Origin of the sequence: Variovorax sp. RKNM96, assembly GCF_017161115.1 — a bacterium.
Classification (GTDB): domain Bacteria; phylum Pseudomonadota; class Gammaproteobacteria; order Burkholderiales; family Burkholderiaceae_C; genus Variovorax.
In genome coordinates this window covers 3,665,135-3,680,942 of sequence record NZ_CP046508.1, presented here as the reverse complement: position 1 = coordinate 3,680,942, position 15,808 = coordinate 3,665,135, and the positions used below count along the sequence as shown (strand labels likewise).

General features: G+C 68.1%; 12 protein-coding genes. 8 read left to right on the top strand and 4 right to left on the bottom strand.

Going from position 1 to position 15,808, the window contains the following annotated elements:
* The first annotated feature begins 74 nt into the window (after positions 1-74).
* Genes GNX71_RS16825 through GNX71_RS16815 form a run of 3 tightly spaced genes read left to right on the top strand, consistent with a single transcriptional unit; the run spans position 75 to position 3,698 of the window.
* Positions 75-1,046, top strand: a complete 972-nt coding sequence (locus GNX71_RS16825; RefSeq protein WP_206173372.1) for a tripartite tricarboxylate transporter substrate binding protein — start codon at positions 75-77, stop codon at positions 1,044-1,046.
* A gap of 22 nt (positions 1,047-1,068) precedes the next feature.
* Positions 1,069-2,187, top strand: a complete 1,119-nt coding sequence (locus tag GNX71_RS16820) for a DSD1 family PLP-dependent enzyme (protein WP_206173371.1) — start codon at positions 1,069-1,071, stop codon at positions 2,185-2,187.
* A gap of 35 nt (positions 2,188-2,222) precedes the next feature.
* Complete coding sequence (locus GNX71_RS16815; RefSeq protein ID WP_206173370.1) at positions 2,223-3,698, top strand: D-aminoacylase; 1,476 nt, start codon at positions 2,223-2,225, stop codon at positions 3,696-3,698.
* A gap of 1 nt (position 3,699) precedes the next feature.
* Here the strand turns inward: GNX71_RS16815 and GNX71_RS16810 are convergent, their stop codons facing one another.
* On the bottom strand, positions 3,700-4,887 hold the full coding sequence (locus GNX71_RS16810; protein ID WP_206173369.1) for a glycoside hydrolase 100 family protein: 1,188 nt from the start codon (positions 4,885-4,887) through the stop codon (positions 3,700-3,702).
* 128 nt (positions 4,888-5,015) lie between these two features.
* On the opposite strand from GNX71_RS16810, the gene GNX71_RS16805 reads away from it, so the two are divergent.
* Both GNX71_RS16805 and GNX71_RS16800 read left to right on the top strand, forming a co-directional pair.
* Positions 5,016-7,640 (top strand): excinuclease ABC subunit UvrA, encoded by a 2,625-nt coding sequence (locus GNX71_RS16805; RefSeq protein ID WP_206173368.1) that lies wholly within the window; start codon positions 5,016-5,018, stop codon positions 7,638-7,640.
* A 126-nt stretch (positions 7,641-7,766) separates the two neighbouring features.
* Entirely contained in the window at positions 7,767-8,747 is a 981-nt protein-coding gene (locus GNX71_RS16800) for a PA2169 family four-helix-bundle protein (RefSeq protein ID WP_206173367.1), read from the top strand.
* A gap of 58 nt (positions 8,748-8,805) precedes the next feature.
* Here GNX71_RS16800 and GNX71_RS16795 read toward each other — a convergent pair whose 3' ends face one another.
* The 3 genes from GNX71_RS16795 to GNX71_RS16785 form a co-directional block, all read right to left on the bottom strand.
* A complete protein-coding gene (locus tag GNX71_RS16795; protein ID WP_206173366.1) occupies positions 8,806-10,086 on the bottom strand; it encodes a phospholipase D-like domain-containing protein in 1,281 nt (426 codons plus the stop codon).
* 22 nt (positions 10,087-10,108) lie between these two features.
* On the bottom strand, positions 10,109-10,741 hold the full coding sequence (locus GNX71_RS16790; protein ID WP_206173365.1) for a response regulator transcription factor: 633 nt from the start codon (positions 10,739-10,741) through the stop codon (positions 10,109-10,111).
* Positions 10,742-10,904: 163 nt separating this feature from the next.
* Entirely contained in the window at positions 10,905-11,135 is a 231-nt protein-coding gene (locus GNX71_RS16785; RefSeq protein ID WP_206173364.1) for a hypothetical protein, read from the bottom strand.
* Between the two features lie 197 nt (positions 11,136-11,332).
* Between GNX71_RS16785 and GNX71_RS16780 the strand changes: the two genes are divergently transcribed.
* The 3 genes from GNX71_RS16780 to GNX71_RS16770 all read left to right on the top strand — a co-directional run bounded on the left by GNX71_RS16780 (position 11,333) and on the right by GNX71_RS16770 (position 15,794).
* Positions 11,333-11,644: a hypothetical protein gene (locus GNX71_RS16780; protein ID WP_206173363.1), complete on the top strand. Its 312-nt coding sequence runs from the start codon at positions 11,333-11,335 to the stop codon at positions 11,642-11,644.
* A 188-nt stretch (positions 11,645-11,832) separates the two neighbouring features.
* Positions 11,833-13,728, top strand: coding sequence for a 1,4-alpha-glucan branching protein GlgB (glgB, locus tag GNX71_RS16775; RefSeq protein ID WP_206173362.1), 1,896 nt, complete (start codon positions 11,833-11,835; stop codon positions 13,726-13,728).
* Positions 13,728-15,794, top strand: coding sequence for an alpha-1,4-glucan--maltose-1-phosphate maltosyltransferase (locus tag GNX71_RS16770; RefSeq protein ID WP_206173361.1), 2,067 nt, complete (start codon positions 13,728-13,730; stop codon positions 15,792-15,794). Before glgB ends, GNX71_RS16770 begins: the two co-directional genes overlap by 1 nt.
* Positions 15,795-15,808 lie beyond the last annotated feature (14 nt).

The window sequence follows — 15,808 nt, the reverse complement described above, 5'->3', positions numbered from 1 at the left end:
AAACGTGGCTTGTCCAATGGGGCATGCGAACTGATCATCGGCGCACCGATCCTTCACTGCCGGAGTTCTCTGCCATGCGTCCACGTGCCTTGCTGTGTGCTCTCTTCGTCGCCGCGATGGCGGTGGTCTCGCTGCCGGCTCTCGCGGCCTATCCCGACAAGGCGATCCGCCTGATCGTGCCCTCGGCGCCGGGCGGCGCACCCGATTCGCTGATGCGTGCGCTCGGCGCGCAGCTGTCGCAGCAGATGGGCGTGCCCATCGTCATCGACAACAAGCCCGGCGGCTCCTACACGATCGGCACCATGGACCTGGTGCATGCCGCCCCCGACGGCTACACGCTGGCCTACGGCAACATCGTCTCGCTGGCCACCAACCGGTCGCTCTTGCCCAACGTGCCGTACGACGTCGAGAAAGACCTGACGCTGGTCGCCAACACGCTGCGCCTGTCGAACCTGATGATCGTCAACAACGACCTGCCGGTGAAGAGCGTCACCGAGCTGATCGCCTACGCGAAGAAGAACCCGGGCAAGCTGGCCTTCGCGTCCGATGGCAACGGCACCACCGCGCACCTGGGCGTGGAGCTCTTCAAGTCGATGACCGGCACGAACATGCTGCACGTGCCCTACAAGGCGGCGACGGCGGCGGTCACCGACCTCATCGGCGGTGGCGTGCAGCTCATGATGGTCAACACGCCCGTCTCGGGACCGCTCGCGCAGTCGGGCAAGGTGAGGGCGCTGGGCATCTCGTCGCGCCAGCGCTCGTCCACTTATCCAGACGTTCCCACCATCGCCGAGGCGGGCGTGCCGGGCTTCGAGGTGGAGGCCTGGGGCGGGATCATCGGGCCGGCGCGCATGCCCAAGGACGTGGTGGCGAAGCTCAATGCCGAGATCCGCACCGCGCTGGCCACCCCGGCGGTGCGCGAGCGCTTCCGCCTGCTGGGCGCGGAGACCGATTTCGGCACGGCCGAGCAGTTCCTCGAGCTCTCGCGGCGGGAGACGGTGAAGTGGGCCAAGATCATCAAGGACTCGGGCGCCAAGATCGATTGAGTCGACTGAAGGCCAGCACACCATGACCCCCTGGAAAGCCGCAAGGCCCGGCGACCCCGTCGGCGCCATCGACACCCCCGCGCTCGTGCTCGACCTCGACGCGTTCGAGCGCAACCTCGCGCGCATGGCCGAGGCGCTGCGCGGCAGCGGCGTGCGCCTGCGCGCGCATGCCAAGTGCCACAAGACGCCGGAAATCGCCCGGCGCCAGATCACGCTGGGCGCAGCCGGCATCTGCTGCCAGAAGGTCAGCGAGGCGGCGGTGTTCGTGGAGGCCGGCATCGAAGATGTGCTGGTCACCAATCAGGTGATCGGCGAGACCAAGCTGCGCCACCTCGCCGCGCTGGCCCGCAAGGCGCGCATGGGCGTGCTGGTCGATCATCCGCAGCAGGTCGAAGCGTTGAGCGCCGTCGCGAAAGCAGAGGGCGTGACGCTGGACGTGTACGTCGAAGTCAACGTCGGCGCCAACCGCTGCGGCGTGGCGCCCGGCGAAGAGGCGGTGCGGCTCGCGCAGCAGGTTGCGGACGGCGCGCCGCAGCTGCGCTTCATGGGCCTGCACTGCTACCACGGGCCGGCCCAGCATCTGCGCGCCCCCGAAGACCGCGCCGCGGCCATCGCCAGCGCCGTGGAGGCCGCGCGCACGACCCGCGACGCCATCGAGGCCTGCGGCATCGCGGTCGAGCGCGTGACGGGCGCGGGTACCGGCAGCTTCCAGCACGAGCGCGACTCGGGGGTGTTCAACGAGATCCAGGCCGGCTCCTACGTCTTCATGGACCGCGACTACGGAGACAACCGGCGCGGCGAAGACGACATCGCGTTCGAGCACGCGCTCTTCGTGCGCACCACCGTCCTGAGCCGCGCCACGCCCGAACGCGCCGTGGTCGACGCGGGCCTCAAGGCTTCCAGCGTCGATTCGGGCATGCCCACCGTGTGGCAGCGGCCCGACCTGCGCTACATGAAAGCCGCCGACGAGCACGGCGCGCTGGCCACATCCGATGCGGCCGCGCTGTCCCTGGGCGACCAACTGATGCTGGTGCCCGGCCATTGCGACCCGACCGTCAACCTCTACGACGAGCTGGTCTGCGTGCGCGGCGGGCGGGTGGAGGCCCTGTGGCCCATCGCCGCACGCGGCGCGCTGCTTTAACTCCCTTCAATCCAAGCATTCAAGGTACCCATTCGATGCAGGAAAAATTCGACCTTCTCATCCGCAACGCCAGCATCGTCGATGGCACCGGCGCGCCTCGCTACACGGGCGATATCGGAATCAATGGCGACCGCATCGCCCGCATCGGCGATCTCTCCGCCGCGCACGGCGAGGTGGAAATCGACCGGGCAGGGCGCATCGCGGCGCCCGGCTTCATCGATGCGCACACGCACGACGACCGCCTCATGCTTTCGAACCCCGACATGGCGCCCAAGGTCAGCCAGGGCATCACCACCGTGATCGCGGGCAACTGCGGCATCTCGCTCGCGCCGATGCCGGGTGGCATCACGCAGCCGGTCACACCGCCGCTGAACCTGCTGGACGAAGAGGGCGGCTGGTTCTCCTTTCCCACCTTCGCTTCGTACATCGCCGAACTGCGCGCCAAGCCCGCGGCCACCAACTGCGCGCTGCTCGTGGGCCACACCACGCTGCGCGTCGCGACGCTGGACGACCTGGGGCTGCCGGCCACCGAGGAGCAGATCGTCCGCATGCGCGCGCTGGTGCAGGAAGCGCTCGAAGCCGGTGCGATCGGCGTTTCCACCGGCCTCTACTACGAGCCCGCGGTCGCCGCGCCCACCGAGGAAGTCATCGAGACCTGCCGCCCGCTGAAGGACTTCAACGGCGTCTACTGCACCCACATGCGCAACGAGGCCGACCGGGTGATCGACTCGCTCGAAGAGACTTTCCGCGTCGGCCGTGAGGTCGGCGTTCAGGTGGTGATCTCGCACATGAAGGTGGTCGGGCCCGAGAACCACGGACGTTCCCAGGAGGCGCTGTCCTTCATCGAGAAGAACATGGCCACGCAGCCCATCTGCCTGGACTGCTATCCCTACACGGCCGGCTCGACCATCCTCTCGTCAGACCGCGCCGCAAGCTCGTCGCGCGTGATCGTGAGCTGGTCCAAGCCCATGCCCGAATACGCGGGACAAGACCTCGACGTCATCGCCAAGAAGCTCGGCGTGAGCCAGGACGAGGCGATCCGCCAGCTCAGCCCCGCGGGCGGCATCTACTTCCGACTCGACGAGGCCGACGTGCAGCGCATCCTGAAGTTCGACCAGACCATGATCGGCTCCGACGGCCTGCCGCACGATGCCTCGCCGCATCCGCGGCTGTGGGGCAGCTTTCCGCGCGTGCTGGGCCATTACGGCCGGCTGCTCGGGCTGTTTCCGCTGGAGACGGCGATCTACAAGATGACGGGCCTCACCGCGAAGAACTTCGGCCTCAAGGACCGCGGCGTGCTGAAGGAAGGCGCGTACGCCGACCTGGCCCTGTTCGACGCCGACACGGTGGACGAAGCCGCCACCTACGAATCGCCGATGGCGCCCGCGCGCGGCATCGAGGCGGTGATCGTCAATGGCGCGGTCGTGTGGCAAGGCGGCGGCTCGACGGGCGCACGGCCAGGGCGCGTATTGGCGCGCGAGATGGAAGTGTTAGAAGCCGCCAAGGGCTGAGTCACCACGCGTCCGCGCGCCCCTCCAGCGCACGCCGTGCGAGCAGGAAGGTCGCCGCGTTCCAGCTCTGCCCGGCCATGCCCATCGGCACCAGCGTCTTGCCGTGGAACCACTCGGTGAAGCGCCAGTCGTCCAGCGCATTCACCTTCGCAAGCCGCGCGAGTTCGGTCCAGCCGAGGGCGTCTTGCCCGAGCCTCGCCAGCGCCATCACCCAGAAGCCGCCGACGAAGGGCCAGATGCCGCCGTTGTGGTACTGGTGCACGTCGTTCTGCTGGTGGCGCCCCATGTAGGGCCGCCACAACTCGTGCTGGCGCGACAGCGGGTGCAGCACCACCCGCACCGGGTACGGATCGCTGGCGCGCGCCGCGGCGACGGTGTCGACGATGCGGCCCGCCATCGCGGGGTCGGCCAGCCCGGCCTGTATCGCCAGCACGTTGCCGAACACGTCGCCTTCGTCGCCGACGACCGCGAAATTGACGAAGCTCAGGTACAGGCCCGGATCGCGCCGCCCGCGCCGGGCGTAGTGCCGCAGCAGCCGCGCCCGGTGGTACTCCGGCAGGTCGCGCTGGAACGGATTGAACATGTGGTTGAAGTGGTGCTGCGTTTCCTCGGCATGGTCGAGTGCGAAGCGGCGCTTGACGTCGTACCAGAGCGCGTTGCTGTACAGCACATAGCCCGAGCGCGGCATGATGTCGGCCCAGTCGCTCGCCTCGTTCTGCTGCAGCAGCCGGAAGTGCTGGTGCTCCTGCGCAAGGAGCCAGCCGATCGCGCGGGCCACGCCGTCTTCCCAATGCGTTGCACCGACGTTGCCGTGGCGGCGCACATGGTCCACCGCGATCAGCCACCACAGCGTGGCGTCGATACAGCCCAGGTACCAGAAGTCCGCATCCTGGCCCTCGGGGTCCACGTACTTGGGAATCTGGCCGTTGGCCGCCTGCTGCGCCGCGAGCGCATCGAGGCTCGCCACCGCACCTTGCTCCAGCGCAGGCACGCCGCTGCCGCACATGGCCATCACGCAGATCGCGGCGTCGCGCCCGAAGATGCGCGTGTAGCGCCGCGCCACGGCCGCCTCGGTGCGGCTGGCGGCCAGGATGCCGTGCGGTGTCAGGTTGCTTTCCAGGAGCGCCAGCGAGGCCTGCGAGCAGGCCTTGATCAGCGCGAGCGAATCGGAATCGGGCATCGTCGTCATGGCATGAATCGTAGGGGATGCCGCGCGCGGGAGTCCGACGTCCGGGGTGGTCCGGTTCTCACAGCGTGGACTCGTCGTACTCTGCAGGCTCCCGACGTTCGTCAAGCAGAAGACAGGAAGAAGAAACCATGGCGCGCAAACCTGCCCGCAAACCCGCCAGCGCTCCCGCCCACGACATCGACCGTTTCGTGCGCGTCCGCGGCGCACGCGAACACAACCTGCGCAACGTCGACGTGGACATCCCGCGCGACGCGCTGGTGGTTTTCAGCGGGATTTCCGGCTCGGGCAAGTCGTCGCTGGCCTTCGGCACGCTGTATGCCGAGGCGCAGCGGCGCTATTTCGAATCGGTCGCGCCGTATGCGCGCCGGCTGATCGACCAGGTGGGCGTGCCCGCGGTGGATGCCATCGACGGCCTGCCGCCCGCTGTGGCCCTGCAGCAGCAGCGCGGCACGCCGAGCACGCGCTCCTCGGTGGGGAGCGTCACCACGCTGTCGAGCCTGCTGCGCATGCTCTATTCGCGGGCCGGCGACTATCCGCCGCGCCAACCGATGCTCTATGCGGAAGACTTCTCGCCCAACACGCCCCAGGGCGCATGCCCGACATGCCACGGCCTCGGCCGCATCTTCGAGGTGACCGAGCGCTCCATGGTGCCGGACGACACCCTCAGCATCCGCGAACGCGCCATCGCCTCGTGGCCGCCGGCCTGGCACGGCCAGAACCTGCGCGACATCCTCGTCACGATGGGCATCGACGTCGACAAGCCCTGGCGCGACCTGCCGAAGAAGACGCGCGACTGGATCCTCTTCACCGAGGAGCAGCCCACGGTGCCTGTGTACGCCGGCTTCACGCCCGCCGAGACGCGCGCGGCGGTGCGCAGCAAGATGGAGCCGAGCTACCAGGGCACCTTCATGGGGGCGCGCAAGTACGTGCTGCACACCTTCGCGACCACGCAGAGTGCGTTGATGAAGAACCGCGTCGCGCGCTTCATGGTGGGCGGCGACTGCCCGTCGTGCAAGGGCAAGCGGCTCAAGCCCGAGGCCTTGTCGGTGCGCTTTGCGGGGCACGACATCGGCGAAATCTCGCGCATGCCGCTGGCGCAGTTCGCGCAGGTGCTGCGGCCGGTGGCGGCGGGCGAGGCGCCGGCGTCGCCGGGCCGCGGCAGCACACGCAGCGCCCTGCGAGAAAAAGGCGGCGCGCACGCCGCGGCGCCCGACGTGCGCCGCACGCCCAATCAATCGGCCGAGAAGCGCATCGCCGCGCAGCGCATCGCGCACGATCTGCTGGAGCGCGTCACGGTGCTGAACGACCTCGGCCTGGGCTATCTCTCGCTCGACCGCAGCACGCCGACGCTGTCGCCGGGCGAACTCCAGCGTCTGCGGCTCGCGACGCAGATACGCTCGAACCTGTTTGGCGTCGTCTACGTGCTCGACGAGCCCTCGGCGGGGCTGCATCCGGCGGACGGCGAGGCGCTGGTCGTGGCGCTCGACACGCTCAAGCGCTCGGGCAATTCGCTGTTCGTGGTCGAGCACGACCTCGACCTGATGCGGCGCGCCGACTGGCTGGTGGACGTGGGACCCGATGCGGGCGAGAAGGGCGGCCTCGTGCTGTACAGCGGCCCGCCCGAGGGGCTGCGCCATGTGAAGGCGTCGCACACCGCCCGCTATCTGTTCGCGCCGCACACGGCATCTTCGAGGCCCGTGCGGGAGCCGGCCGCATGGCTGAAGCTGGAAGACGTCACGCGGAACAACCTGCAGGGCCTGTCGGTGGCGTTTCCGCTCGGCGTGATGACCGCGGTGACCGGCGTTTCGGGTTCGGGCAAGTCCAGCCTGGTGAGCCAGGCGCTGGTCGAGCTGGTGGCCGCCCACCTGGGCCACGAGGCGCCGCCGCCGGACGACGAGCCGGATGCCGAGCCCAGCCTCGCGGGCCGCACCGGCGGGCACATCGCCGGCGGCATGGAGCGCATCCGCCGGCTGGTGCGCGTGGACCAGAAGCCCATCGGCCGCACCCCGCGCTCCAACCTGGCCACCTACACCGGCCTTTTCGACCATGTGCGCAAGCTCTTTGCCGACACCAAGGCGGCCCGCGCGCGCCGATTCGATGCCGGCCGGTTCTCGTTCAACGTGGCGAAGGGCCGGTGCCCGACCTGCGAGGGCGAGGGCTTCGTGAGCGTCGAGCTGCTCTTCATGCCCAGCGTGTATGCGCCGTGCCCCACCTGCCACGGATCGCGCTTCAACGAACAGACGCTGAAGGTCACGCTGCGCGACCGCACCATCGCCGATGTGCTGGCCATGACGGTGGAAGAGGCGCATGCCTTCTTCGCGGACGACGGCGCCATCGAGCGGCCGCTGCGGCTGCTCGCGGCCATCGGCCTGGGTTACCTGCGGCTGGGCCAACCGGCCACCGAGCTGTCGGGCGGGGAGGCGCAGCGCATCAAGCTGGCGACCGAGCTGCAGCGTTCGCAGCGCGGCGATGCGCTGTACGTGCTGGACGAGCCGACCACCGGCCTGCATCCGTCCGACGTGGACAAGCTGATGACGCAGTTGGGCGGGCTGGTCGATGCCGGCAACACCGTCATCGTGGTCGAGCACGAGATGCGGCTGGTCTCGGCCTGCGACTGGGTGATCGACATGGGGCCGGGCGCGGGCGAGGAGGGCGGGCGCATCGTGGCGAGCGGCACGCCGCAGGCGGTGGCGAAGGCCGCGGCGAGCCGGACCGCGCCGTACCTGGCGCGCTGGACATCGCAGGCCGGCTGACCGGCCGCCGTCGGCGAGGCCCGACTGCACCTACAAGCACCCGCGCCGAAGCCCCACGGCGGCGCGTTTCCGGGCCCCCAGGATGAAGTCTGTTCATTCAACTTCAACCCTTTTCAAGGAGACCTCATGGCAAGAGACCAAAACCCCCTTCATGCGGACGATCTCAACCGCGATCCCATCTCCGGCGCGCCCGGCGCCCATCCCGTAGGTACCGGCGTGGGTGCCACGGGTGGTGCCGTGGCAGGAGCTGCCGTCGGTGCCGTTGGCGGCCCCGTGGGCGCGGCGGCCGGCCTTGTTGTCGGCGCAGTGGTCGGCGGGCTTGGCGGCAAGGCCGTGGCCGAGCGCGTGAACCCGACCGCCGAGCACGCTTACTGGGAGGGCGCCTACGACCGTGAGTCCTACTACGAGACCGGGCGCACCTACGACGACTACGCCCCGGCCTACGAGCTGGGCTGGTCCAGCCGCGCTTCGGCAGCCGATGAATTCGCCGCCGTCGAGCCGTCGCTCGCACGCGAATGGGAAGCGCGCCGCGGCAACTCGTCGCTGGATTGGGAGCGCGCCCGCCCGGCCTCGCACGCTGCATGGGAGCGCGCCGACCGCCTCTATTTCCGTGAGGAAGACATGGCAATCCCGGAAGGCGATCCGCTCTCGAACGACGACGTGGTCGATGTGCTGAACGACCTGCTGGAGAACACCCGCGACGGCGAGTACGGCTTCCGCACCTGCGCGGAAGAAGTGGAAACCGGCCGGCTGAAGGAGGTCTTCGCGTCGCGTGCCGCGCAGTGCCAGGCGGCGGCGAGCCAACTGGTGGAACTGGTCATCACCTACGGCGGCAAGCCTGCGGAAGGCGGCACGGCCACCGGCGCGATGCATCGCGGCTGGGTGCATGTGAAGGGTGCCCTGGGTGCGAACAGCGAGCTGTCCATCCTCGAGGAGTGCGAACGCGGGGAAGACGCGGCCGTGGCGCGCTATCGCAAGGCCCTGAAGCAGCAGTTGCCTGCGGCCGTGCGCCAGATCCTTCAGACGCAGGCGCAAGGCGCGCAGCGCAACCACGACCAGATCCGCGACCTGCGCAATGCCGCACGGGAAGCCAAGGCACGCAGCTGACCTGCAAGGGCAACGTGCCTCACGAAACCGCGGCCTTCGGGCTGCGGTTTTTTTCGTTCTAGAGCTGAACCGACAGCAGCGACGCCAAGTGCTCCATCGCCTTCTCCCGAAGAGGGCGGTTCTTCCAGGCTTCGAGCGTGACCCGCTTCGACTGCTTCAGGTCCGCCTCGAACTGCACGGTCTCCCCGGCAGCGAAGGCTTCGTCGTAGATGTTGAGGTTGGCCTCGTCGTTCAGGCGGAACGAGCGGTTGTCGAAGTTGGTCGAGCCCACCGACACCAGCAGCCCGTCGACCATGAAGACCTTGCAATGGAACATCGTCGGCTGGTATTCGCTGATCTCGGCGCCGGCTTCCAGCAGCGGGCCCCAGGCGGCACGCGAGGCGGCGCGCACGGTCTGCGAATCGATGATCGGCCCCGGCGTGATGATCCGCAGGCGCACGCCGCGCTGCATGGCGGCGACCAATGCGCCCACGGTCAGGTCGTCGGGCACGAAGTAGGCGCTGGAGAGGTCGATGGTCTTCGAGGCCGCCGCGATCGACAGCAGGTACATCAGGTGCATGCTTTCGCTGCCGCCCGAAGGCGAGCTGCTGAACACCTGGGCGCGGCCGTCGCCTGCGGCGGGCAGCGGCGGAAAGTAGCGTTCGCCGTGCAGCACGTCGCCCGACACCTTGACCCAGTTGTCCATGAACACCGCCTGCATATGCGCGACCACCGGTCCCTCGACCTTGTAGTGCGAGTCGCGCCAGTGCTGCGGGTCCTGCCCGTTGCCGGTCCATTCGGGCGCGATGCCCACGCCGCCGGTGAACCCGACGCGCCCGTCCACCACCAGCAGCTTGCGGTGGGTACGGTTGTTCATGCGGGCGATGTCGTACCAGGTCGGCTTGTGGAAGCGCCGGATCTGCACGCCGGCGGATTCCATCTCCTTGATGAAATCGTCGTCCACCTTGGCGCTGCCGACCCAGTCGAGCAGCACATGCACCGGCACGCCGGCTCGCGCGCGCTCCGCCAGCGCATCGGCAAAGGCGCGGCCGATGTCGCCCGACCAGTAGATGTAGGTCTCGAAGGTGATGCTTTGCTTCGCGGCGCGGATCGCCTCGAGCATCGGCGGGAAGATCCGGTCGCCGTTGTAGAGCGCTTCGAAGCGGTTGCCCCCGGTGATGGGCGGGCCGAGCAGCACGCCCAGGGAGCGCTGGTATTGCGCGTCGTGCAGCGCGTACTCGCGGCGCACCTGTTCGTCGAGCTTTTTCTCGCTGCCGCCGAGGTTGACCACCAGCAGCGTCGCGGCGACCGTCAGGACGAAAGTCCAGAGGATCGCCCTGAAGGTCTTGCGGTGCCTCACGCTGAAAGAACGCGCGGCAGGCTCAATCGATCAGCTGCGTCTTGATGGCGTAGTAGGTGAGGTCGCTGTTCGTGGAGAGGTTCATCTTCTCCATGAGCCGCGTGCGGTAGGTGCTGATGGTCTTCACCGAGAGCGACAGCGCCTCGCCGATGCTGCCCACCGATTCGCCCTTGGCCAGCTTCAGGAACACCTGGAACTCGCGCTCCGACAAATGCTTGTGCGGCGGCTCGCTGTCCTTGCGCTCCAGCTGGCCCGCCAGCAGCTCGGCCACCGAGGCCGAGATGTAGCGGCGCCCGAGCGCGACGGTGCGGATGGCGTTGGCGATTTCTTCCGGCGCGCATTCCTTGTTGAGGTAACCCGATGCGCCCTGGCGAATGAGGTTGACCGCGTAGTGCTCCTCCGGGTAGCCGCTCAGGATGAGCACGCCCAGTTGCGGCGCCTTGGCGCGAACCATGGCGAGCGCGTCGATGCCGCTCTGTCCCGGCATGGAAAGGTCCATCACCAGCACGTCCATTTCGGTGGTGCGAACCATGTCGATCGCTTCGCGGCCGGTGGCGGCTTCGCCGACGACCCGGAAATCCACGAAGGTGGAGAAGAAAGCCTTGAGGCCTGAGCGAACGACCGCGTGGTCGTCAACGATGCCGATCTTGATCATGAGGCTGCTCCAGTGTGTTGAACGGTGACCGCGCTTGGCGGCAAGGTCAAAACAATGCCACATACAACGAGCGTTTCGGCACCGCCGATGCGGGACGCGCTCTTGTCCTGCACGAGAACCCACACGTGTCCTCCACGCCCGCGGGCATCTCTCCCGCCGAGGGTCAGCTGGCGCCCAGGACGATGGCGCCCGACTCGATGAAGCGATCGAATTCGATCCTCGGAATGGCGGCCGTGAGCGGCTGGCCGTCCTCTGTCCAGGTCAGTACCGCGCTGTCGCCGTCGATGATGACCTGGCAATTGCCTTCGGGAATTTCCAGCAGCGGACCATCGCCCGCGCGGAATTCGACGTGGGAGGCAATGCGAGCGTTGATTTGTGTGGGAGTGGAAGACATGGCGCGGATGCTCATGCCCACCGGCGCGCCCCGGCGTGGGACGGCACCGCATCAAGGGAGAGGGCTGAACAGCGGCCGAAGTAGGACGATTCCTGCACGGACATGCGCCGAATTCCATCGCACACCATGGTGGTGCGCAACTCCAATCATTGCCGCGGCGCACCGCCCCAGCACGGTACAACACAGGAGACACGGCCATGAACTTCGAAGGAATCTACTGTTTCGATATTGCGTCGGTGCGCTTCGCCGTCTATCCCGACGGGCCGCAGGGCGAACGGATCGTGGCGCAGATTTCGGAAGAAACCCTGCACGACGGTTTCGGGACCCGCGAGGTCGGCCATCGCCTGCTCGATGTCTGCAGGAACAACTTCCATGCGATCGAGCCCGCGGTCATCGCGCACTACCGGAAGAATGCACGGCAGTCCGTCATCACGCTCACGCTCGACGACCTGGCGGCGCACAGGAGCCCACCGGCAGCAACGCACCAGAACGACGCGGTCGCCGCCTGAGATTTTTCGGGAGGCTGTTCCGTCCGCGCCCATGCGCGGCGCGATACGGGCAGCTCTCCGACAAGGCGAGGAGCCACAGACCGTAGCCGCCAGGCCCGGCGGTCTTGCAGATTGGTGGCAGCCATGCGGAGGCCAGCGTCGTTCCTTGAACAACCGTTCCGCGGGCCCAAACAATCCAAGGAACGCCGGTGCCGCTGAACCATTCATCGCTGGACGATCGAGACGCTTACCTGTTCCGTGAAGGAACCCATTCCCGCCTGTACGACGTGCTGGGGTGCCACCCCGCCAACGCCGGAGAAGGCGGCGCGCACTTTGCCGTGTGGGCGCCGAACGCCGAGTCGGTGTCGGTGGTGGGGGACTGGAACTACTGGTCCGGCGACGCCGACCCGCTGCAGCCCAGCCCCGACGGCACGGGCATCTGGCGCGGCCACGTGCCGCATGCCGCCATCGGCCAGGCCTACAAGTACCGCATCCGTTCGCGCCATGGCGGCTACACGGTCGACAAGGCCGACCCGGTCGCCTTCGCCGCCGAGCCGCCGCCCGCCACCGCGTCGCGCATCTGCGAGCTCTCGTACGAATGGGGCGATGCGGAGTGGATGGCCAACCGCGGGCCGCACAATGCGCTCGATGCGCCGCAATCGGTCTACGAGGTGCACCTGGGGTCATGGCGCCGCAAGGACGGCCAGTTCCTCGGCTACCGTGAACTGGCGCACCAGCTCGCGGAGTACGTGACGAAGATGGGCTTCACCCACGTGGAGCTCATGCCGGTCACCGAGCATCCGTTCTACGGCTCGTGGGGCTACCAGACCACCGGTTACTTCGCGCCCACCTCGCGCTTCGGATCGCCGCAGGACTTCATGTACCTGGTCGACCACCTGCACCAGCAGGGCATCGGCGTGCTGCTGGACTGGGTGCCTTCGCACTTTCCGACCGACGAGCACGGCCTGGGCTATTTCGACGGCACGCACCTCTACGAGCATGCCGATCCGCGCCAGGGCTTCCACCCCGAGTGGAGCTCGAGCATCTTCAACTACGGCCGCGCCGAGGTGCGCAGCTTCCTGGTGTCGTCAGGGCTCTTCTGGCTCAACCTGTACCACCTGGACGGTCTGCGGGTCGACGCGGTCGCGTCGATGCTGTACCTCGACTACGCGCGCAAGCACGGCGAATGGATTCCCAACCGCCAAGGCGGCCGCGAGAACCTGGAGGCCATCGACTTCCTGCAGACGCTGAACCGCGCCGTCTACCGCGAGCACCCCGACACCGTCACCGTGGCCGAGGAATCGACCGCCTGGCCGCGCGTCTCGCGCCCCACCGACATGGACGGCCTGGGCTTCGGCGAGAAATGGAACATGGGCTGGATGCACGACACGCTGGCCTACATGAAAGAGGACCCGGTCAACCGCAAGTACCACCACCACAAGCTGACCTTCTCGCTGGTGTATGCCTTCCACGAGAACTTCGTGCTGCCGCTCTCGCACGACGAGGTGGTGCACGGCAAGGGTTCGCTCATCAACAAGATGCCCGGTGATGCGTGGCAGCAGTTCGCCAATTTGCGGGCGCTCTACGGCTTCATGTGGGCGCACCCGGGCAAGAAGCTGCTCTTCATGGGCGGCGAGTTCGGCCAGCGCCGCGAGTGGACGCACGACGGCGAACTCGAATGGTGGGTGTGCGAGCAGGAAGGACACGGCGGCGTGCAGCGCCTGGTGGCTCAGCTCAACCGCGTGTACCGCGGCGCGCCTGCGCTCCACCAGCTGGACTTCTCGTCCTCGGGCTTCGAATGGATCACCGCCGACGACGAAGCCATGAGCGTGTTCGCATTCCTGCGCAAGGCGAGCGACGGCAGCCCGCCGCTGCTCGTGGTGAGCAACATGACCCCGGTGCCGCGCACCAACTACCTGCTGGGCGTGCCGCTCGGCGGCCGCTGGCAGGAGGTGATCAACACCGACGCCGCGGAGTTCGGCGGCTCGGGCTGGGGCAATTTCGGGGGCGTCGAGGCGGCGCCCGTGGCTTCCCACGGACGCAGGCAATCGGTGTGCATCACCTTGCCGCCGCTGTCCACATTGATCCTGGAGCACCGGCCCTGATGAAGAACATTTTCTCGACGAAGACCGCATCCACTGCGGCGACCGACACCGCCACACGCACGGACATCCAGCAGGCCGACGGCGCTGTCCGCGCGGTCATCGACGCGGTGCTGCCGTGCGTGGACAACGGCCGCTTCGCCGTCAAGTGCGTGGCCGGCGAACGCGTGACGGTGCGCGCCCATTGCTTCACCGACGGGCACGACGTGCTGCGGGTGCAGCTGTGCTGGCGCGCCGAGGACCAGAAGGAATTTCGCGAGGTGCCGATGAAAGCGCTGCCCAACGACGTGTGGGAGGCCGCGTTCTCGCCGCCCGCGCTGGGCCGCTACCTCTACACCGTCGTGGCCTGGGTCGATCCCTTCGAATCGTGGCGGCATGAACTCGCGCGGCGCGTGGACCCGGAGGATGTGCGCCTCGCCGCGCAGGTCGGCGCGCTGGAAATCGCGGCCGCCGCGGCCCGTGCCGAAGGCCGTGACCGCGCCGCGCTGCAGCGCTGGGCGACCGAACTCGATGCGAGCGGCGCGAACCCTGGCGCCGACATCGTCTCGCTGAAGGCGCTCGCGCTCGACGACGAATACGCCGAGCTGGTGCGCCGGTATCCCGACCGCCGGCATGCGGTGCGCCACCCGGTCGATTTGCCGCTGGTGGCCGACCGCGAACGCGCGCGCTTCAGCACTTGGTACGAGCTCTTTCCGCGCTCCACAGGCGAGCCCGGCGTGCACGGCACCTTCAGCGACGTGGAGGCGCGCTTGCCGGCCATCGCCGCGATGGGCTTCGACGTGCTGTACTTTCCGCCGATCCACCCGGTCGGGCGCATGCAGCGCAAGGGGCCGAACAACGCGCTTCAAGCCGGCCCCGACGATGTGGGCAGCCCCTGGGCCATCGGCGCGGCCGAGGGCGGGCACAAGTCGATCCTGCCGGCGCTCGGCACCGCGGACGACTTCCGCCATCTGCTCGCGCGCGCCGCGGAGCACGGCCTGGAGATCGCGCTGGACATCGCCTTCCAGTGCGCCCCCGATCACCCTTATGTGAAGGCGCATCCCGACTGGTTCCGCTGGCGCCCCGACGGCACGGTGCAGTACGCCGAGAACCCGCCCAAGAAGTACCAGGACATCTATCCGTTCAACTTCGAGTGCGAGGACTGGCGCGGCCTGTGGGCCGAACTCAAGAGCGTGTTCGACCACTGGATCGGGGAGGGCGTGCGCATCTTCCGCGTCGACAACCCGCACACCAAGGCCTTCCCGTTCTGGGAATGGGTCATCGGCGAGATCAAGCGCGAGCACCCCGACACCATCTTCCTGGCCGAGGCGTTCACCCGGCCGAAGGTGATGCACCGGCTCGCGAAGCTGGGCTTCTCGCAGTCGTACACCTACTTCACCTGGCGCAACACCAAGGAAGAGCTGCAGGAATACTTCACCGAGCTGTCCACCGCACCGGGCATCGACTACTTCCGTCCCAACGCCTGGCCCAACACGCCCGACATCCTTCACGAGCAGCTGCAGACCGGGGAGCCGGCGGTGTACATGTCGCGCCTCGTGCTGGCCGCCACGCTTGCGGCCAACTACGGCATCTACGGCCCGGCCTACGAACTGCGCGAACACCAGCCGCGCGGCCCCGCGAGCGAGGAATACCTCGACTCCGAGAAGTACCAGCTGCGCCACTGGAACCACGACGATCCCGCGAGCCTCGCGCCCTTCATCGCGCGGGTCAATCGCATCCGCCGCGAGAACCCGGCGCTGCAGTGGGACCGGGGCCTGCGCTTCCTGCATGTGGACAACGACCAGCTGCTGGCCTATGCCAAGGAGTCGCCCGATGGCGACAACGTGATCGTCACCGTGGTCAACCTCGATCCGCACAACCCGCAATGGGGCTGGGTCGGGCTGGAGCCCGCGAGCGTGGGCGTGAAGGACGGGCGTGCGTTCCAGATGCACGACCTCCTGAGCGACCAGCGCTTCGTGTGGCAGGGCGACTGGCACTACGTGCGCCTGGATCCCCACAGCGTGCCCGCGCACATCTTCGTGGTCCGCCGCCGCCATGGCGACGAGCGCGACTTCGACTACTTCCTTTGAGAAGGCCATTGACC